Raw genomic sequence first — 17,764 nt, 5'->3', positions numbered from 1 at the left:
TTGTATCTACGTAGCGACCCTGCGGGTCACGAAAAGAAGCCGGCGGCGGGCCGCCGGGCCACGCGCGGCTCAGGCGCCGCGCTGCAAAATCTGGAGCACCGACTCGGCGTAACGCTGCAACTGCTCCAGCGTCACGAACTCATCGGCGGTGTGGGCCTGGGCGATATCACCGGGGCCGTACACCATGGTTGTGTAACCACCGGCCGAGAACAGCGAGGCCTCGGTCCAGAAGTCCACCGCGTTGCCGATCGGCAGGCCCAGTTCATCGGCGATGTCGCGCGCGGCCAGACGGCGTTCTTCGGCGCGGGCGATATCACCGGACGGCAGGCTGGGGCCACGGAAGGTTTCTTCAAAGTGCGCCGCCTGCGGCTCGGCGAAGCTGGCGAAGGTGCCCAGCAGCGCGTCGATATCCATCGACGGCAGCGGCCGGAAACCAAACCGCAGCTCGGCTTCAGGCGCGATCATATTGGCCTTGATGCCGCCTTCGACGCGGCCGATGTTGAAGCGCAGCCCGGTCAGGCCACCAAAGCGCGCATGCGCCAGCGACTCGACATGATCCAGCGCCTTGCCGCCCCAACGCATGGCCTGGTGCAGCGCACTGGCCGAAGGGTCCTGCTTGCCCGAAGCATGGCCGGCGCGGCCCTGGAACTTCATCAGCACCGAGCTGATGCCACGGTGCGCGAGCACTGCTTCGCTCATGGTCGGCTCGGCGACGATCACCGCTTCGTACGCGATGCCACGCGCCAGGAAGGCAGCGATGCAGCGCGGGTCGTTGGCTTCTTCGTCACTGGAGAACAGGAACGCGGCATCGCCATCGGTCAGATTGGCGGCAGCCACCAGCGCAGCGGCAGCGCCCTTGATGTCGCAGACACCGAGGCCGACAACGCGGTCGTCCAGGCGCCGCATCACGTGCGGATCGGCCGACCAGTGCGGGGAATCCGGCACGGTGTCCAGATGCACGTTGAATAGATATTTGGGATTGCCGCGCACCGCGTAAAAGCTGACCGCACCGGCGCCGTGGTCGATCACTTCGACATTGAAGCCCGGCAGGTTGTCGCGCAGGTAATCAAAGATGCCACCGGTGGTGATGGCACGCGGCGGATTGCGGGTGTCGTAGGACACCAGCTTTTCCAGGTGATCGAGGGTGGATTGGAGCAGGTTGGTCATGGTGGGCAGCAGGTAATCACAGCAATGATCGAAAGGCTTCCCTTCTCCCGCATGCGGGGGAAGGTGCCCGAAGGGCGGATGGGGGGAGCTTTTGCTTTTTGCTTTTTTTGCTCCTGAATGCAAAAGCAAAGAAGCAAAACAAACGAAGGCAGAAGCTCCCCTCACCCCAACCCCTCTCCCGCACGCGGGAGAGGGGCTTTAAGCATCACGCATCAAGCAATCAGCGGTTTACCTGCGCGTACAGCGTGGAGCTCATGCCGAACAGCTTGATGAAGCCTTCGGCTTCTTCCACGCCCCAGTCCGCCGACTGTGCATAGGTTGCGCCCTTGGCGTTGAGGATGTGCTCCGAACGCACGGCCACTGCATCAACGCGGCCGCCGCGGGTTTCCAGCACCACTTCGCCGGTCACCTTGGCCTGCGAGGCCTTCAGGAAGGCTTCGATGTCGGCCTTGAGCGGGTCGTGGTAGAAGCCTTCGTACACCAGCTCCACCCACTTGCGCGCCACTTCCGGCTTGAAGCGGTTCTGCTGCTTGGTCAGCACGGTGTCTTCCAGCGCGCGGTGCGCGGCCAGCAGCGAGACCAGGCCCGGGGCTTCGAACACGATGCGGCCCTTCAGGCCGATCACGGTGTCGCCGGTGTAAACACCACGGCCAACGCCGTACTGGGCGAACAGCTTGTTGAGCTTGGCCAGGATCTGCTCACCCGGCAGCGCCTTGCCGTCAATGGCAACGGCTTCGCCTTCGACAAACTTCAAGGTGACGGTCAGCGGCTCGATCGGCCAGGCGCTGCGCGGTGCGCACCAGCCACGTGCGCCTTCGCCCGGAGCTTCCCACTTGTCGATCTCGCCGCCGGACATGGTCAGGCCCAGCAGGTTCTCGTTGATGGTGTAGGCCTGCTGCTTGGCACGCACGCCGAAGCCACGCGCTTCCAGGTACTTCTGCTCGTAGGCGCGGGTCTGGGTGTGCTCTTTCTGGATTTCGCGGATCGGCGCGACGATCTGGTAGTCGCCCTGGGCCTTCACTGCCAGGTCGAAACGCACCTGGTCGTTGCCCATGCCGGTGCAGCCGTGGGCGATGATGTTGGTGCCCAGCTCGGCGGCGCGCTTGAGCGCAGCGTCGACGATCAGGTAACGGTCGGACACCAGCAGCGGGTACTGGCCCTGGTAACCCTCACCGGCCCATACGAACGGCTTGACGAAGCCGGACCAGATGGCCGGGCCACCATCGACGGTGACGTGGCTGGTGACACCCAGCTCGGCGGCACGCTTCTCGATGAAATCACGCTCTTCGGCATCCACGCCGCCGGTGTCGGCAAACACGGTGTGCACGTTGTAGCCGCGCTCCTGCAGGTAAGGCACGCAGAAGCTGGTGTCGAGGCCGCCGGAGAAGGCGAGGACGATGTCTTTGCTCATGGGGAAGGAATCTCTGCTTTTGATCTTTGAGCCCCTCCCCCATCGGGAGAGGGGTTGGGGAGGGGGTTGGCGAATAGGAGGATGCATCTGGAGCAAGGAGCACTACCCTCACCCCACCCCCTCTCCCGGCGGGAGAGGGACTAAAGCATTACTTGCCGATCACTGCGGCCATGATCGCCTTCTGCACATGCAGACGATTCTCGGCTTCGTTGATGGCAATGCATTGCGGCGAATCCATCACGCCATCGGTGGCCTTGACGTTGCGGCGCAGCGGCAGGCAGTGGCTGAACACGCCGTTGTTGGTCAGCGCCATCTTGGCTTCGTCGACGATGAAGTGCTGGTACTGGTCGCGGATCGGCTTTTCCGGCTCCCAGTTGCCGAAGAACGGCAGCGCGCCCCAGCTCTTGGCGTAGACCACATCGGCGCCGGTATAGGCGCTGCGGATGTCGTGGCTGACCTGCAGCGAACCGCCGCTCTCGGCCACGTTCTGCTCGGCCCAGCCCATGTAGCGCTCGTCCAGGATGTAATCCGGGGTCGGGCACAGCAGGGTCACGTCCATGCCCATGCGGGTGGCGATGGTCAGCGCCGAGTTGGCCACGGCGGTGTTCAGCGGCTTGGGGTGGTAGGTCCAGGTCAGCACATATTTCTTGCCGCGCAGGTCACTGGTGCCGAAATGTTCCTGCAGCGCCATGATGTGCGCCAGCTCCTGGCACGGATGGGTGATGGTCTCCATGTTGATGACCGGCACCGGCGAATACTTGGCAAAGCTCTTGAGCACCTGGTCTTCGCGGTCCTTGCTCCAGTCCACGAATTTCGGGAACGCACGCACGCCGATCAGGTCGACGTACCGGCCCAGCACCTTGGCCACTTCGGCGATGTGCTCTTCGGTATCACCGTCCATCACGGTGCCGAGGTTGAACTCGATCGGCCACGCATCCTTGCCCGGCTGCAGCACCACGGCATGCCCGCCCAGCTGGAACGCGCCCAGCTCGAAGCTGGTGCGGGTACGCATGGACGGGTTGAAGAACACCAGGGCGATCGACTTGCCCTTCAGGTCATCACCCAGCTTGTTCTGCTTGAACAACGCTGCCTGGGTGAGCAGCGCGTCGAGCTCGGCGCGGCTCCAGTCCTGGGTGTTCAAAAAGTGCTTCAGAGACATCGATCCTTCCTTTATTGCGGAAAACCACCGTCGCCGGTGGGCGGATGCGCTAATGCGCGACTCATTGCGTTTGAAACTTTTAGCGAACCAGAAACGAAAAAACCCAGCCTGGGCTGGGTTTTCCGAACAGACAGCACGAAGCTCCGGTCACCCAGCGATTATGTGGGATTCCGGTCGGCGGGCACGCGACGTCATGCCGGAGGCCATCCGGGCGGTGCTGCTTTCGTGCTGGAAGCTGGTGGCTTTCATCGTCAGCCATACTCGCACGCAGGTCAGGCCTGTGCAAGTGTCGCGGCGCAACATCACGGGCCGCTGGTGGCGGCAGGCGGTGTCTGGCCGATATCCGGGGTAATCGACACCCGCAGCTTGAGCCGGTTGCCGGGGTCTTCGGGCAGCCGCGAGCGGAACTTGATGCCCTTGTAGACGTAGTCCACGTCGTAGGCGATGGGCCGGCGGAACTCGCGCCCCACTTCCACGATCTTGCATTCCGGGGTCAGCAGCGCGGCTGAGCCGCCACCGCCCTGCGGTGCAACCGCCATTTCTTCTTCCTGGCCTTCCTGGTGGCTGAAAATGCCGCGCACCGAGTCCCAGAAGCGGCGGAACCCGCCCTTGTCTTCTTCACCCTTGACCTGCACCGGCGCCAGCGTGCGGGTGGACACCGGCTCGCAGTGTTCCTCGGTGCGGCTTGCGCGCAGGGTCTGGAACACCGGCTCGACGTTGAGCACCTGCGCGTAGTCGTAGCGCACGTTTTCCATGATCACCACGCGATTGCGCTGCTCCGGTTCCTGCGCAAGCGCGGGCACAGCGGCGCCAGCCAACAGGCAGATCATCGACAGCAATGGAGCAGGTTTCATCAAAAGTTTGGCTAAGGCTGGTCGCGGGCAGTGGGTACTAGTGTAGGCAGCACAGCTGCCCCGGGCCTGAACATTACCCATCCGTACGCGTATTGCCCAGCCCGGGGATGCCCCGCCCGGCCCGGGCCGCTAGAATTGTCAGGTTCGCTTACCCCCGGATTGCCATGACCCTGCGCCTGCACAACAACCTGACGCGGCAGCTGGAGCCGTTTGCTCCGCTCGACCCCGCCGCCCCCACCCTGTATGTGTGCGGCCCCACGGTCTACAACTATGTACATATCGGCAATGCGCGCGGCCCGGTGGTGTTCGGGGTGCTGGCCGACATGCTGCGCCGGCGCTACGGCAATCTGCGCTACGCCCGCAACATCACCGACGTTGACGACAAGATCAATGCCGCGGCCAAGGATCAGGGCGTGCCGATCTCGGCCATAACCGACCGTTTTGCCGCCGCCTACCGCGAGGACATGACCGCACTGGGCGTGGTGCCGCCGGATATCGAACCCGAAGCCACCGCGCATATCCCGCAGATCATCGCCATGATCGAGCAGCTGATCGCCAACGGCCATGCCTATGCCGCCGAGGGTCACGTGCTGTTCTCGGTCAGCAGCTTCGCCGATTACGGCAAGCTTTCGCGCCGCGATCCGGAAGAAATGCTGGCCGGTGCGCGCGTCGAGGTTGCCCCCTACAAGCGTGAAGCCGGCGATTTCGTACTGTGGAAGCCTTCCAGCGACGACCTGCCGGGCTGGGAATCGCCCTGGGGCCGTGGCCGCCCGGGCTGGCATATCGAGTGCTCGGCGATGGCCGCCGCGCACCTGGGCCCGACCATCGACATCCACGCCGGCGGCGTCGACCTGCAGTTCCCGCACCACGAGAACGAGATCGCCCAGAGTGTCTGCGCCCATGGCGGGCAGACCTTCGCCCGCTTCTGGCTGCACAACGGCATGCTCAACTTTGGCGGCGCCAAGATGAGCAAGTCGGTCGGCAATATCGAGCGCGTGCACGACCTGGTGCGCAAGCATCCGCCGGAAGCGCTGCGCTATGCATTGCTGTCGGCCCACTACCGGCAGCCGCTGGACTGGTCCGATACGCTGATCGAACAGTCGGTGCGTACCCTGGACCGCCTGTACGGCACATTGCGCGACCTGGTCGAAGTGAATGCCGAAGCTGCGATTCCGGCTGGTGTCGAGGCGGCGCTGGAAGACGACCTCAACACGCCGCTGGCCTTGGCTGAAGTGGCGCGCATCGCCAGCGAGGCGCGCAAGGCCGAGTCCATCGAGGACAAGGCACGCCTGAAGCGCGAGCTGCTGGGTGCCGGCCTGGCCCTGGGCCTGCTGCAGCAGGCACCGGCCGAATGGTTCGGTCGCGGCGCCGAGGCCGGCGACGACGCCCGCATCCAGGCGCTGATCGACGAACGCATCGCCGCCAAGCAGGCCCGCGACTTCGCCCGCGCCGATGCCATCCGCGACCAGCTGGCTGCGGAGAACATCGTGCTGGAAGACACCCCGCAGGGTGTGCGCTGGAAGCGGGGCTGAGGCCTCCTTTCGCCGCCTCGCCTCACCCTCTCCCCAACCCCTCTCCCGGGGGGAGAGGGGCTAAAGCGGAAGCTGCAATTGCACACATGGCGCCGGCTCGCGGCGCACTGAGCCCCTCTCCCACCGGGAGAGGGGTTGGGGTGAGGGAGACCTCCCAGCACCCCACTCCAAGGCCCATCGCCAGCAAGGCGACCGGCCAAGCACAGGACCCACAATGATCAACTCCCCCTTCCCGCTCGAACCCACCCCCGCCGAAGCCCAGGCCGCCATTGCCGAGGAGTTCTCCTTCTTCGGTGACTGGTCCGAGCGTTACCAGTACCTGATCGACCTCGGTCGCAAGCTGCCCGCGCTTCCAGAAGAATGGAAGACTGAGGAAAACCGCCTGCTCGGCTGCCAGTCCATGGTCTGGATCGTGCCCGAAGGTGACGCCGACAAGCTTGTGTTCCATGCCATCAGCGATTCGGCCATTGTCTCGGGCCTGATCTACCTGGCCCTGCGCGTGTACTCCGGCCGCTCGGCCGCCGAGATCCTGGCCACCGATCCGGATTACGTGTCCGCCATCGGCCTTGCCAAGCATCTGTCGCCGACCCGCAGCAACGGCCTGGCCGCCATGCTGGCCTTCATTCGCGATACCGCCCAAGCCAGGCAGTGAGCAACACCGGCTCCATCGCCGAACTGCTGCGCCAGCCCGGCTTCACCCGGCTGCTGCTGTACCGCATTGCCGGCATGCTGTCCTACCAGATCGTCGCGGTCACAGTCGGCTGGCATATCTATGAAGTCACCCGCAATCCGTTTTCGCTGGGCCTGATCGGCCTGGCCGAAGTGCTGCCCTACTTCTGCGTGGCGCCGTTTGCCGGCTATCTGGTCGACCACCTGCCGCGCCGCAAGCTGGGCATGACCGCCTGCCTGGGGCTGATCGCCACCGCCCTTATGCTGGTTGCCGTAGCTACCGGCTGGCTGCCGGTCAAAGGCGTCTGGCCGATCTATCTGGCGGTAGCGCTGACCGGCATGGTGCGGGCCTTCCTGTCACCGGTCTACAACGCACTGTTCGCGCGTGTATTGGCACGCGAGCAGTTCGCGCGCGGGGCCGGCTTTGGCACCGTCGTTTTCCAGACCGGCATGGTGCTTGGCCCGGCCGTCGGTGGCGTGCTGGTCGCGGTGGGCGGCAAAGGCCTGTCCTACGCCGTGGCGGCGTTCATGGCGGTACTGGCGCTGGCGGCACTGGCCTCGTTGAAGGTCAGCGAACCGGCGCCATCACAGAGCCGCGCGCCTATCTTCGCCAGCATCGCCGAAGGTGCCCGTTTCGTGCTGTCCAACCAGATCATGCTCGGCGCGATGGCGCTGGACATGTTTTCGGTACTGCTTGGCGGGGTGGTGGCGATGCTGCCGGCCTTCATCCAGGAAATCCTGCACTACGGCCCGGAAGGACTGGGCATCCTGCGCGCGGCACCTGCGCTGGGCTCGATCTGCGTGGGCCTGTGGCTGGCCCGACATCCGCTGCGCCGCAATGCTGGCCGGGTATTGCTGTTTGCGGTGGCCGGCTTCGGCCTGTGCGTGATCGCCTTTGGCCTGTCGCAGAGTTTCTGGCTGTCGGCGGCCATCCTGCTGTTCTACGGCGCCTGCGATGGCGTGTCGGTAGTGGTGCGCTCAACCATCATGCAGTTGGTGACGCCCGACGACATGCGCGGCCGCGTCTCCTCGATCAACGGCATCTTCATCAGCTCATCCAACGAACTGGGCGCGTTCTACGGTGGCAGCATGGCGCGACTGCTGGGTCTGGTGCCTGCGGTGGTGATCGGCGGCTGCGCGGTATTGGGCGTTGCCGCCATCACCGCTTGGAAAGCACCGCAGCTGCGCAAGCTGGACAACCTGCAGGATCTGTAATCATCACCGGGGCCGGCACTGAAACCGGCCCCGGCAATCACCTTCAGCCAACCGGACGCCTCACGGCGTGTAGTTGCTGGCTTCGGCCTTGTCGAAGCTCTGCTGCGCACGGATATCGCGCGACGAAGCCCCTACCCGCAGGCTGTAACGCCCCTTGTCCGCCACCCAGCGGCCCAGCTCTGGATTGAACGAGGCCAGGTCCTTGCCCTCTATCTGGAACTGCAGCACCTGCGACTGCCCGGGCTGCAACAACGTGGTTTTTGCGAAGGCCCGCAACTCCTGCGCCGGCTTCTGCAGCAATGATGCCGGTGCCGAGACATAGACCTGCGCGACCTCGCGCCCGGCCACCCTGCCGGTATTGGTGACCTTCACGCTGGCGCGTACCGGCCCCTGCGCACCCGCCTCCACCTTCAGGTCGCTATAGCCGAAGTCGGTGTAGGACAGGCCAAACCCGAACGGATAGGCCACGTCCACCTTGCGTGTATCGAAATGGCGGTAGCCCACCCAGATGCTGTCGCGGTATTCCACCTCGGCCTCGCGCGCGATCTCGCCAAAGAGGGATTTTGCGTTGGGGTCCGGGCCTAGCAGCACCTTGCCGGGGAAGCCCTCGGCGGCAGGGTAATCGGCCAGGTTGATGGCGAAGGTATCGGTCAGCTTGCCGGACGGGTTCACCGCGCCGGACAACACATCGGCTACCGCGTTGCCGGCTTCCTGGCCGGGCTGCCAGGCCAGCAGGATCGCATCGGCAAGATCCCTCCAGCTTGCCGTTTCCATCACTCCGCCGATATTGAGCACCACCACGACCTTCTTGCCCTGCGCATGAAACGCCGTGGAAGTAGCCTGCAGCAACGCGCGCTCGGCGTCGCTGAGCTGGAAATCGTTCTCCAGCTTGCGGTCTACAAACTCGCCTGAGCCGCGGCCGATGGTGACCACGGCGACATCCCGCTGTCGCGCCAGTTGCGCAAGTTCGTTCGCATCCACGGCCCGTTCCGGGACCCGCGCCTTGGGCAGGTACCACAATGTGGTCGGCAGCTTCGGCGTCTGCTCGGCAATGTAGCTGGCGTAGCGTTCGCCCAAGCCTGCGGCATTGCTGAAGCCTGCATTCTGCAGACCCTGCGCCAACGGGATTGCATAGGCCTTGTTGACGTCGCCACTGCCGGTGCCGCCGGTGATCACCTCGTAACTGCCATGGCCGAGTATCGCCAGCCGCGAAGCCGCCGCCAGTGGCAGGGTCGCAGCATCGTTCTTGAGCAGCACCATGCCCTGGGTTGCGGCACGCCGCGAGATCGTCGCATTGCCACGCAGGTCCGGTGCGTCCGAATGTGGCGCCTGTTTGAATGCGTGGCTGCGCAGCACCAGCTCCAGCACCCGCGTCACGTTGCGGTCGAGCACGCGCTCATCCAGCGTGCCATCGGCCAGCGCCGCACTCAGCACCTTGCGCTGGCTGCCGGTGCCGGGCATCAACAGCTCGTTGCCGGCACGCATCTGTGCAACTGCATCCTTGCCGCCGAACCAGTCGGTCATCACCAGGCCCTGGTAGCCCCATTGCGTGCGCAGCACGTCGCTCAGCAGCCACGTACTTTCCGAGGTGTAGCTACCGTTGAGCTTGTTGTAGCTGGACATCACCGTCCACGGCTGCCCTTTGTGCATCGCGATCGCAAAGCCCTTGAGGTAGATCTCGCGCAATGCCCGCTCATCCACCCGCGCATTGATGGTGTTGCGGTTCCACTCGTGGTTGTTCACCGCAAAGTGTTTCACCGAGGCGCCGACACCGCGGTCCTGCAGGCCCTGCACCAGCGCCGCTGCAGTCTCGCCGGTCACCACCGGGTCTTCCGAGTAGTACTCGAAATTGCGCCCACCCAACGGATAGCGATGGATGTTCATCGCCGGGGTGAGCATCACATCGATGGCGTAGGCAGCGGCCTCGTCGGCGATGGCCGACCCCACCTCGCGTACCAGGGCCGTGTCCCAGCTGCTGGCCAACGCACTGCCGATCGGGAAGGCCGTGGCATGGAAGGTTTTGCCCGGCGCATTCTTGCGGGTCGGGTTGATACGCACACCGGCCGGGCCATCAGACAGCACCAGCGAGGGAATGCCAAGCCGCGGCACCGCTACCGTGGCGCCGGCGGCACCGGGCACGTGGTCCTCGATGGCGCCCACCACCGGCGCCTGCATGTCATCCGGCAAACCGGGGAAAACCATGCCCTGGCCGGTGACCAGAGCGATCTTCTCTTCCACGGTCAGTGCCGCTACCAGCTGCTGCAGCGGGGCTTGGCCCAGCTTGGGCAGTTCCTTTGCCTGTGCCGTGGCTGTCAGGGCCAGCGCCAGCATGATGCCGGCCACCATCGGCGCCAGGTGTTGCGTTCTGTGCAGTGTTGCCATGCGGATCTCCTTATGGCGCCGACGCAGTCGCGGGGCGCAGCTTGTGTGAAAGTTGCGATGGGTTTGCCGGGCGCGCGATTGCCTGCGCACCGCAACCGCGGGGCCAGCAATGACCGCCGGTTCAGTGGCGACTGTCTGCCGAGGTGCCAATGCCACGGCCAATGCAATCGCCGCGGCCGGTTCAGAACGAGAACGTCAATTGGCTTTGCAGGTTCATCGCGTCCGGGTGCTGCTGGGTGATCACCGGGTTGCGCGTATAGCTCAGGGTATTGACCCAGTAGATGCCGCGCGCCGCACGCAACGCATACGACAGCGAGCTACTGGAACTGAAACGCACCGGGTCCATGCCCAAGCTGCGCAGGTAGTTCACCGCGTCCTTGCTGACCTCGTTGCGGGTATAGCCGATGGACACCATGTCACCCGGGCGCGAGGCAAACGGCGCCAGGCTGTACAGCGTCAGCGCATAGTCGGAACTGAAAATGTTGTGCTCCGGCGCCGCGTAATTGCCTTTCACGTTGAAGTACCAGCCGCGGTAGGGCATTGACTTGTCGGGCTGGGTGAACTGGTAATCGGCGATCAGGTAGTAGGCGTGGTTCTGGCCTTTCTGCGCGGGCTTGCTGAAATCGTTGTACCGCGTGCGGTTGTACAGGCTGCCCTGGCGGATCCAGGTCATGCGGGTATCGGCGCTGGACGCCACCCGGTAGCCGATTTCATTGACGTAGATCGGCTTTGCACCGTCCACGCTCCACTTCAAGCCTGACGGGTTTTCCTTGCTGTCAGCCAGAAACCCGTCCGGGCTCTGCGAGCGCGCCACACCGAAGTGGTCGTAGAAGCGGCCATCCTTGGAATACAGGCGGATGTCGAAGCCGGGCACCGGCTTGAACGCCGCCATGCCGGCCAGGTTGGGGATGATGCTGGTCGGGCCCAGCGCCGAGGACGCCGTACTGGCACCCAGGAACAGACCAACGAACTGACCCAGCATGCCGTAGTAGCCGTATTGAATACGCACCCGGCCCTTGGCGAACTCCTGCTGCACCGACAGCTGCGCCACCGACAGATCATCATTCAGGCCGGAATCGCGATAGACGGTACGCCAGCTATTGGCTTCGAAGGTCAGCTGTGAGCGGTCCCACCACCAGCCCAGTCGCGACAGATCGTAGGTGGTGATGGTCACCAGGGTGCCGCTGAAGCTCGGCCGCTGGCCGTTGTACATCTGTGGGCGGGCTTCCTGGCCACGCAGATCGTAGGTTTCCGATGCACTGTAGAAACCCATGAACATCCAACCCTTGTCGTAGAGCTTGGGCCGCAGGCCCAGCAGCGTCGGCGACAGGGTTTCGCAGGTGGTGATGATGGGCGATTCGGAACCGCGGCTGACGAATTCGTCGTAGTTGTGGCAGGTCGGTTGTGCCGGCGTTTGCTGGCCGACGTCGGGTAGCGCCTGTTTGGCCGCATCGACGGTAGCGGCTCCCTCTAGGGCTGCAGCGGTGACCACCTCACCCTGCTGCCCTGCATCGCGTGTTTCGCCGGCCTCCACAGTGGCGGACGCCTCGACGGCTTCTGCACTGGCCGATGTCGCGAAAAAGCCCAGGCAGCTGCCCAACACCATCGCGTTGATGACGGTGCAGCGCCTGCCTTTACAGCACTTCTTCATTGTCTTGCCCTCCCAGATTGATGGAGAGAGGCCGATGCCAGCGCAGCCACCGCCCGCTCACATACCGCTTACGCGCGATCACCCAAGTGATCACCCCGCTATTGCCTCCTGCCGCCCCCTTTGTGCTTGCTTGTCCTTCGTTCGCAGGCCTGCCAGTTGCGTCGGTCGGCACGGCCGGCGATGCAGTGGTCGGGTGGGCAAGACGCCTGCGCGATGCCCTTCATGCTCATTCGCAGGCAGGCGATCAGTTGGCTGGCTGGCAATCCGCCAGCAGCCGATCCGGTGACGCGGCCGCAGTAAACCTAGCTGTTGGTAGGTTTGTCAAAAACTGTGACAGGGGTACAGCTTTGTGGCTTGCAGCAAACGACGCAGGCGCGCTTACACTGCGCAGCAACCGCCCTTGCGAGCCACGCTTTTGGCCACCCCGCTACCCACGTCATCGCGCACTACGCAGGCACGCCGACGCTCGCCGAAGGGCGACAGGCGGCGCCAACAGATCCTGGACGCGGCAATGCAGGTATTCGCGCGCGACGGCTACAGCAATGCATCCATCGGCGAAGTGGCCGCCCAGGTCGGGCTGACCTTGCCAGGCCTGCTGCATTACTTCCCCAGCAAGACCGACATGCTGCTGGCGGTGCTGGACATGCGCGATCAACGCAGCCCACGGCTGCCCGGCCTCACGCAGGGCCTGACATTGGAGCAAGCGGCTGCCGGGCCGCCGCTGCCGTGGCCGGTGCTGCTGGAACAGCTGCGCGTGGTGAACCGCGCCAACACCTCGATCCCCGGCGTCATCAAGGCATTTTCGCTGCTCAACGCTGAAAGCCTGAGCCAAGACCACCCCGCCCAAGCCTGGTTCCATCAACGCGCCGCGCTGATGCTGGAGCTGATCACGCGCAGCGTGCGGCATGCCCAGCAGGCCGGCGATATCCTCGCCACCGTCGATCCCGCGCAGATTGCCGCCGAGCTGGTGTCGATGATGGACGGCCTGCAACTGCTATGGCTGCGGCACCCGGACAAGGCGGACCTGGGTGAGCATTTTGAGCGCTACGTGGAGCGCCTGCAGCGCGCCATCGCGGCGCACTGAACAACCCGTCTCGCGCTACTGCGCTGCAGCCCATTCGGCATACAGCCCCCGCTCGTCCTGCGGACGCAGCTGCTGCAGACCGGACCCGGGCGCCTGCGGCCCCTGCGCCAGGCGCTGATACACCGCAGCGGTGGAAAGCCCATAGGCCTGCCCTTCCTCGTTGCCATAGGCAAACCAGGCCTGCTCGATGCCGCTGAGATACATCGCAGCCAGGCACATTGGACAGGGATGGCCGCTGGCATAGATCACGCAACCCTGCAGACGCGGGCTGGCCAACGCGGCGCTGGCCAGGCGTATGGCGCGCATCTCGGCGTGATCGGTAGGGTCATGGCTGGCGTGGATGCTGTTGGCCGCTTCGGCAAGCACCTGTCCGTCCTTGACCAGCACGGCGCCGAACGGACGCCCGCCGGCGGCGATGTTGTCGCGGGCCAGGGCCAGCGCGCGACGCATATGGGTTTCTAAGGACATGGTTTTCTCCCAAAAAGAAAACCCCGCCGCAGCGGGGTTTTCGGGTACAGCAAACGCGTAGATCAGTCGCCCTGCTGCTTCTGCAGGTGCTCCCAACGCTCCTGCGCATCAATCGTGCGCTCGGCGGTGAGACGGGCTTCCAGGCGATCCAGACCAATGTCTTCGCCGGTATCGACGCAGAAGCCATAATCACCGGCTTCCAGACGCTTGAGCGTGCTGTCGATCTTGCCGATCAGCTTGCGGTAGCGGTCGCGGGTACGCAGTTCCAGCGAGTTCTCAGTCTCGCGGGTGGCACGCTCGGCTTCATCGCCGATGTCACGCACTTCGTCGCGCAGGTTTTCGATGGTCTGCTTCGATTCCTCGACCAGGTCCGCACGCCAGTTCAACAGGCGCTGGCGGAAATACTCCTGCTGCAGCGTGCTCATGTACTCCTCATCTGCACTGGGCTTGTAGCCGGCGGGCAGGATCGGACGGCCGGTGGCCTCATCGGTGTCGTATTCGACAACCTTGTACTTGCTGCGCGGTGCCGGAGCGGTCGAACGCGCGGTTACAGCAACTGCAACCTTGCCCACTGGACGGACGGCGACAGGAGCGGTGGATTTGACGGGAGTTTTGACGTTGGATTTCGAAACAGGCACGGGATTCTTGGATTGCGGGGCCTTGGCCGTTGGGGCCGGCTTGGCAGCGGCCGGCACAGGTGCCGGAGCTGGGGCCGTCTTGGCGACTTCGACCGGGACAGACTTGGCCGCCGCCGGCTTTGCAGCTGGCTTCGGTACGGACTTGACCACGGGTTTTGCAGGAGTCTTGAGCGTTTTGGTGGCTACAGGTTCGGCCACCTTCTTGACGACAGGCTTGGCAACGGGCTTGGTGGCCTTGGCAACCGGCGCAGCTGCTTTCTTGGCAACTGGCGCGGCAACCGGCTTGGTCACCTTTTTGACCGCGGCCTTGTTGGCAGGAGGGGCGGCCTTTTTAGCGACTACCGTCTTAACCGCAGCCTTCTTGGCTACGGGCTTGCTGGTAGCAGCCGCCTTCTTGACTGGCGTTTTCTTGGCAACCGCCTTGGTGGCGGGCGCCTTCTTCGCTGCCGGCTTGGCAGCCTTGGCGACCGGCTTGCTTGCAACCGGCTTGGACGCCGCCTTCTTGACTACAGGTTTGGCGGTTTTCTTGGCGACCTTGACGGCCTTTTTTGCAGGTTTTTTAGCAGCCACGAAACGCTCTTCCTTGTTTCCCCCGGGGCCCGGGAAAGCGGGCCTTTATAGCCTACCCGACCAGCAGCAGCAACCGCGCCGGGCACCGTATGTGAACGGATGCCCGACCCGTGCAGTACCGGTCCGGTGGCGTCACCGGACCGTTTCGCGCAGTTCGGAACGTAACCAGGCGCGCCATCGCCCCTGGCTGGCGGCGGAAAGCACGTAGTCTTTACCGGCGCCATCCCGCATCCTGCGACAAATCCTGCTCGCTTGCCAAGTGGCTTATCATTTACCGGTGATCGGCCGCCTCCTCATTGCCGTACTGCGCTCCTACAAGCGCTTCATCAGCCCCCTGCTCGGGCCGCGCTGTCGTTTCTATCCCAGTTGCTCGGAATACTCCATGGACGCGATCCGTATACACGGGCCGCTACGGGGGTGTTGGCTTACCCTGCGCCGACTGGGGCGTTGCCACCCGTTCCACCCGGGCGGGCTGGATCCGGTCCCGGAGCGCGCCGATTCCCCTTCTTGCCGCTGTACAGGAAAACACTGACATGTCATCCACGCTTATCCGCAATGCCCGCATGGTCAACGAAGGCCGCACCTTCGACGGTGACCTGCGCATCGAAAACGACCGTATCGCGCAGATCGGCAGCGGCCTGACCCCGCGCGAAGGCGAGCAGGTGGTGGACGCGGCCGGGCGCTGGCTGCTGCCGGGGATGATCGACGACCAGGTTCACTTCCGCGAGCCGGGCCTGACCCACAAGGGTGACATCGCCAGCGAGTCGGCAGCAGCGGTTGCCGGTGGCCTGACCAGCTTCATGGACATGCCCAACACCAACCCGCCGACCCTGGATTCGACCATCCTGGAAGCCAAGTACGAACTGGCCAAGGGCCGCGCCTGGGCCAACTACGGTTTCTACCACGGCGCCAGCAACGACAACCTGGAAGCCATCCGCGTGCTCGACCCGAAGAAGGCGCCGGGCGTGAAGGTGTTCATGGGCGCATCCACCGGCAACATGCTGGTCGACAACCCGGAAACCCTGGACGCGATCTTCCGCGAATGCCCCACGCCGATCATCACGCATTGCGAAGACACGCCGATGATCGACGCCAACCTGAAGGCCTTCCAGGAAAAGTACGGCGACGCGCTGACCCCGGACATGCACCCGGACATCCGCTCGCGCGAAGCCTGCATCAAGTCCACCCGCCTGGCGATGTCGCTGGCACGCAAGCACGGCACCCGCCTGCACGTGCTGCACATCTCCACCGCCGATGAGCTGGCGCTGTTCGAGAAAGGCCCACTGATCCGCGCCGACGGCAGCCGCAAGCAGATCACCGCCGAGACCTGCGTGCACTTCCTGCATTTCGCGCGCCCGGACTATGCGACCAAGGGCAACCTGATCAAGTGCAACCCGGCGATCAAGGAAGTGTCCGACCGCGAGGCGATCACCGCCGCGCTGGCCGATGACGTGCTCGACGTACTCGCCACCGACCACGCCCCGCACACCTGGGAAGAGAAGCAGAAGCCCTACGCGCAGGCACCGTCCGGCCTGCCACTGGTGCAGTACGCACTGGTCGCGGTGCTGGAACGCGTGCACGAAGGCAAGCTGACCCGCGAACAGGTGGTGCAGAAATTCGCCCATGCCCCGGCGCAGCTGTTCGACGTGGAAGAACGCGGCTTCCTGCGTGAGGGTTACTTCGCTGACCTGGTACTGGTCGAGGACGTACCGTTCACGGTCAAGCGCGAGGACGTGCTGTCCAAGTGCGGCTGGTCCCCGTTTGAAGGCACCACCTTCCAGTCGCGCATCGCCTCCACCTGGGTGAACGGCCAGCAGGTATGGGACGGCAGCAAGCTGGTCGGCGCACCGGCCGGCCAGCGCATGACCTACGACCGCTGATGCGTGCTGTCTTGATGATGGGCGCGCTGCTGCTGGCAGCGCCGCTGTTGCCTGCGCCCAGCGCGCAGGCCCAGGACGGCATCGGCAACCTGCTCGACAACCGCGTCGTATTCCCCGCCAGCACCTCGCAGGGCGCCTTGGTAATCGGCAAGGTGCCGGCCGGCAGCTCGGTCCGCTACGGCGGTCGCGAGCTGCGGGTGAGCGGCTATGGCAGCGTGGTGTTCGGCATCGGTCGCGACGAAAAGGGCCCGCTGCAGGTACAGGTACAGCGCCCGGATGGCGGCAGCGAAACCGTGTCGATCACGGTGAGCCCGCGTGACTGGCCGGTGGAACGCGTCAACGGCGTGCCGCCGAAGACGGTGAATCCGCCACCGGCAATTGCCGAGCGCATCGCCCGCGAACAGGCGTTGGTGACCGAATCGCGCAAGCGTGACGACAACCGCACCGACTTCACCCAGACCTTCATCTGGCCGGTGCAGGGCCGCATCAGCGGCCGCTTCGGCAATGCCCGCGTCTACAACGGGCAACCGGGCAGCGGCCACTCCGGCATGGATATCGCCGTACCCACCGGCACCCCGGTGAAAGCGCCGGCGGCAGGCATCGTCACCTTCGCCAACCCCGACCTGTACCTCACCGGCGGCACCTTGGTACTGGACCATGGCTTTGGTATCAGCTCCAACTTCCTGCACCTGTCGCGGATCGACGTGAAGGTTGGTGACAGGATCGAGCAAGGGCAGAACATCGCCGCGGTGGGTGCAACCGGCCGAGCGACCGGCCCGCACCTGCACTGGGGCATGAACTGGTTCGACACCCGCATCGACCCGCTGCTGGTGCTGGAACGCGGCAAATAAAGCCAACGAACGGTAACGCCGAACCATGCTCGGCAGAAGCTTCACCTGTAGTGCCGAGCCATGCTCGGCAAGGGCTTCACCGGTAGAGCCTCAGCCGAGCATGGCTCGGCTCTACAAGGGCATTCCCAGCACTGCTTGTGGGAGCGGCGTAAGCCGCGAAGCTCATGGATCAACAGCACAAAGCACCCCTCCCCAGCCCTCCCCTACGCCTTCGGCGCAAGGGAGGGAGCGCA

At 64.6% G+C, this 17,764-nt stretch carries 15 protein-coding genes; 7 read left to right on the top strand and 8 right to left on the bottom strand.

Annotated elements, in window-relative coordinates; translation table 11 throughout:
* Nucleotides 1-69: 69 nt before the first annotated feature.
* The 4 genes from ABE493_RS06000 to ABE493_RS05985 form a co-directional block, all read right to left on the bottom strand.
* Nucleotides 70-1,167: an acetylornithine deacetylase gene (locus ABE493_RS06000; RefSeq protein ID WP_346498038.1), complete on the bottom strand. Its 1,098-nt coding sequence runs from the start codon at nt 1,165-1,167 to the stop codon at nt 70-72.
* A gap of 220 nt (nt 1,168-1,387) precedes the next feature.
* On the bottom strand, nt 1,388-2,578 hold the full coding sequence (locus tag ABE493_RS05995; protein WP_346498037.1) for an argininosuccinate synthase: 1,191 nt from the start codon (nt 2,576-2,578) through the stop codon (nt 1,388-1,390).
* A 148-nt stretch (nt 2,579-2,726) separates the two neighbouring features.
* Nucleotides 2,727-3,737 (bottom strand): N-acetylornithine carbamoyltransferase, encoded by a 1,011-nt coding sequence (locus ABE493_RS05990; protein WP_346498036.1) that lies wholly within the window; start codon nt 3,735-3,737, stop codon nt 2,727-2,729.
* A 302-nt stretch (nt 3,738-4,039) separates the two neighbouring features.
* Nucleotides 4,040-4,591 carry a hypothetical protein gene (locus ABE493_RS05985; RefSeq protein WP_346498035.1) on the bottom strand — a complete coding sequence of 184 codons (552 nt, stop codon included), beginning with the start codon at nt 4,589-4,591 and terminating at the stop codon, nt 4,040-4,042.
* Nucleotides 4,592-4,755: 164 nt separating this feature from the next.
* Between ABE493_RS05985 and cysS the strand changes: the two genes are divergently transcribed.
* The 3 genes from cysS (at nt 4,756) to ABE493_RS05970 (ending at nt 8,007) form a co-directional block, all read left to right on the top strand.
* Nucleotides 4,756-6,123, top strand: a complete 1,368-nt coding sequence (gene cysS, locus ABE493_RS05980) for a cysteine--tRNA ligase (RefSeq protein ID WP_346498034.1) — start codon at nt 4,756-4,758, stop codon at nt 6,121-6,123.
* Between the two features lie 214 nt (nt 6,124-6,337).
* Nucleotides 6,338-6,775: a SufE family protein gene (locus ABE493_RS05975; RefSeq protein WP_346498033.1), complete on the top strand. Its 438-nt coding sequence runs from the start codon at nt 6,338-6,340 to the stop codon at nt 6,773-6,775.
* Nucleotides 6,772-8,007 (top strand): MFS transporter, encoded by a 1,236-nt coding sequence (locus ABE493_RS05970; RefSeq protein WP_346498032.1) that lies wholly within the window; start codon nt 6,772-6,774, stop codon nt 8,005-8,007. Before ABE493_RS05975 ends, ABE493_RS05970 begins: the two co-directional genes overlap by 4 nt.
* 60 nt (nt 8,008-8,067) lie before the next feature.
* Here ABE493_RS05970 and ABE493_RS05965 read toward each other — a convergent pair whose 3' ends face one another.
* On the bottom strand, nt 8,068-10,389 hold the full coding sequence (locus ABE493_RS05965; RefSeq protein WP_346498031.1) for a beta-glucosidase: 2,322 nt from the start codon (nt 10,387-10,389) through the stop codon (nt 8,068-8,070).
* A gap of 181 nt (nt 10,390-10,570) precedes the next feature.
* Entirely contained in the window at nt 10,571-12,040 is a 1,470-nt protein-coding gene (locus tag ABE493_RS05960) for a carbohydrate porin (RefSeq protein ID WP_346498030.1), read from the bottom strand.
* Nucleotides 12,041-12,440: 400 nt separating this feature from the next.
* Between ABE493_RS05960 and ABE493_RS05955 the strand changes: the two genes are divergently transcribed.
* Entirely contained in the window at nt 12,441-13,124 is a 684-nt protein-coding gene (locus ABE493_RS05955) for a TetR/AcrR family transcriptional regulator (protein ID WP_346498029.1), read from the top strand.
* Nucleotides 13,125-13,139: 15 nt separating this feature from the next.
* Here the strand turns inward: ABE493_RS05955 and ABE493_RS05950 are convergent, their stop codons facing one another.
* The gene (locus tag ABE493_RS05950) at nt 13,140-13,592 is read right to left on the bottom strand and encodes a nucleoside deaminase (RefSeq protein ID WP_346498028.1); all 453 of its coding nucleotides are present in this window, start codon (nt 13,590-13,592) and stop codon (nt 13,140-13,142) included.
* 62 nt (nt 13,593-13,654) lie between these two features.
* A complete protein-coding gene (gene dksA / locus ABE493_RS05945) occupies nt 13,655-14,800 on the bottom strand; it encodes an RNA polymerase-binding protein DksA (protein ID WP_346498027.1) in 1,146 nt (381 codons plus the stop codon).
* 259 nt (nt 14,801-15,059) lie between these two features.
* Here dksA and yidD point away from each other — a divergent pair, with 259 nt between their 5' ends.
* Genes yidD through ABE493_RS05930 form a run of 3 tightly spaced genes read left to right on the top strand, consistent with a single transcriptional unit; the run spans nt 15,060 to nt 17,531 of the window.
* The gene (yidD, locus tag ABE493_RS05940) at nt 15,060-15,332 is read left to right on the top strand and encodes a membrane protein insertion efficiency factor YidD (RefSeq protein WP_346498026.1); all 273 of its coding nucleotides are present in this window, start codon (nt 15,060-15,062) and stop codon (nt 15,330-15,332) included.
* Nucleotide 15,333: 1 nt separating this feature from the next.
* Nucleotides 15,334-16,680 (top strand): dihydroorotase, encoded by a 1,347-nt coding sequence (locus tag ABE493_RS05935; RefSeq protein WP_346498025.1) that lies wholly within the window; start codon nt 15,334-15,336, stop codon nt 16,678-16,680.
* Entirely contained in the window at nt 16,680-17,531 is an 852-nt protein-coding gene (locus ABE493_RS05930) for a M23 family metallopeptidase (RefSeq protein WP_346498024.1), read from the top strand. The genes ABE493_RS05935 and ABE493_RS05930 overlap by 1 nt, the downstream gene beginning before the upstream one ends.
* Nucleotides 17,532-17,764: the final 233 nt, after the last annotated feature.

Origin of the sequence: Stenotrophomonas terrae, from assembly GCF_039674165.1 — a bacterium.
GTDB classification, from domain to species: Bacteria; Pseudomonadota; Gammaproteobacteria; order Xanthomonadales; family Xanthomonadaceae; genus Stenotrophomonas; species Stenotrophomonas terrae_A.
The sequence above is the reverse complement of the archived record's forward strand: the minus strand, read 5'-3'. Positions and strand labels throughout refer to the sequence as shown.